Genomic DNA, 1,579 nt, shown 5'->3' with positions numbered 1-1,579 from the left:
TCCTCTTGCGTGGCAGCGGAGGATGTGGAGAAGTCACAGCACGATTTCAGCCCGTCCGGCGTTTGAGGACGAGGCCCTTCGGGCCGATGGGGGTCTGGGGGCGCAGCCCCCGGGGCGTGTACCCCCACCGGTCCGCAGCGGAGTCAGCTGAGCGAGCGCAGCGCGACCGCGTCGTACGGCCGCAGCTCCTCCGTACGGCCCGCCAGCACCTTCGCCGCCCACTCCGGGTCCTGGAGCAGCGCGCGGCCGACGGCGACGAGGTCGTACTCCTCGCGCTCCAGGCCGTCGAGGAGGTCGTCGATGCCCCGGAGCGGGGAGCCCTCGCCCACGAAGCCCTTGAGGAAGTCACCGTCGAGACCGACCGAGCCGACCGTGATGACCTGCTTGCCGGTGAGCTTCTTGGTCCAGCCGGCGAGGTTGAGGTCGGAGTCCTCGAACTCGGGGAGCCAGTAGCGGCGGGTGGAGGCGTGGAAGGCGTCGACACCGGCGGCAGCGAGCGGCGTCAGGATGGCCTCCAGCTCCTCCGGGGTCTCGGCGAGCCGGGCGCGGTAGGCCTCCTGCTTCCACTGCGAGTAACGGAAGATGATCGGGAAGTCCGCCGACACCGTCTCGCGTACGGCGGCCACGATCTCCGCCGCGAACTTGGTACGGGCGACCGCGTCACCGCCGTACGCGTCCGTACGCCGGTTCGTGCCCTCCCACAGGAACTGGTCGACGAGGTAACCGTGGGCGCCGTGGATCTCCACGCCGTCGAAGCCGATGCGCTCGGCGGCGGCCGCGGCCTCGGCGAAGGCGCCGATGACGTCGTCCAGGTCGCGCTGGGTCATCGTCTCGCCGGTGGGCTCGTCGGCGCCGGGACGCAGACCGGAAGGGCCGACCGCGGGGGCGTCCGCGACGGGGCCCTTGCCCGGGGTGCGGGTCATGCCGATGTGCCAGAGCTGCGGGACGATGGTGCCGCCGGCCGCGTGCACGTCGGCGGCGACCTTCGCCCAGCCGGCGAGCTGCTCCTCGCCGTGGAAGCGCGGGACGCGGGTGCTCTCGCCCGCCGAGTCGTGGCCGACGTAGGTGCCCTCGGTGACGATCAGGCCGACGCCCGCGGCGGCGCGGCGCGAGTAGTACGACGCGACGTCCGCGCCCGGGATGCCGTCCGGGGAGAACATGCGCGTCATCGGCGCCATGGCGATGCGGTTCGGGACGGTCAGGCCGTTGATCGTGATCGGCCGCGAGAGGACTTCGGCGGCGCGGGAGGCGGGGGCGGTCACGTGGGGGCACTCCTCGGGGACGGTCCGTCCGGCACCGGTACCGGTCGGTATGTGCATGCGCATGGACATACGCATGTAGCAGTCAACCACCCCGCCCGCCGCGGCCATTCCGTGAACCCTGTGATCCCCGACACGCGCCCTGCGTGAGAGCAGACCTTTTCCTCGCCCCCGCCGCCCTTACCCGTTCCCCTCCCCAGGGGCTGCCCCCCCTTCGCCCCCGCTCCCAGGGGGCTCCGCCCCCCCCCCCCCCCCCCCCTCACCCCCCGGAGGCCTGCGCAACCCACCCCCCCCGGCCTCTGAGGCCGGCGCCCTTCAGG

The 1,579-nt window shown here is 73.0% G+C and carries 1 protein-coding gene; it reads right to left on the bottom strand.

Annotation, left to right across the window (positions count from 1 at the left end; all coding sequences use genetic code 11):
- Positions 1 to 143 precede the first annotated feature (143 nt).
- Positions 144 to 1,319, bottom strand: a complete 1,176-nt coding sequence (locus tag HLK59_RS49910) for an NADH:flavin oxidoreductase (protein WP_171148315.1) — start codon at positions 1,317 to 1,319, stop codon at positions 144 to 146.
- Between the last annotated feature and the right edge of the window lie 260 nt (positions 1,320 to 1,579).

This window comes from Streptomyces sp. S3(2020), assembly GCF_013044505.1.
Lineage (GTDB): Bacteria > Actinomycetota > Actinomycetes > Streptomycetales > Streptomycetaceae > Streptomyces.
This window is presented reverse-complemented; position numbering and strand designations above follow the sequence as displayed.

Bases quoted from the DNA above. Each gene is read 5' to 3' on its own strand.
- HLK59_RS49910 (WP_171148315.1), bottom strand. From the start codon at position 1,319: ATGCACATACCGACCGGTACCGGTGCCGGACGGACCGTCCCCGAGGAG.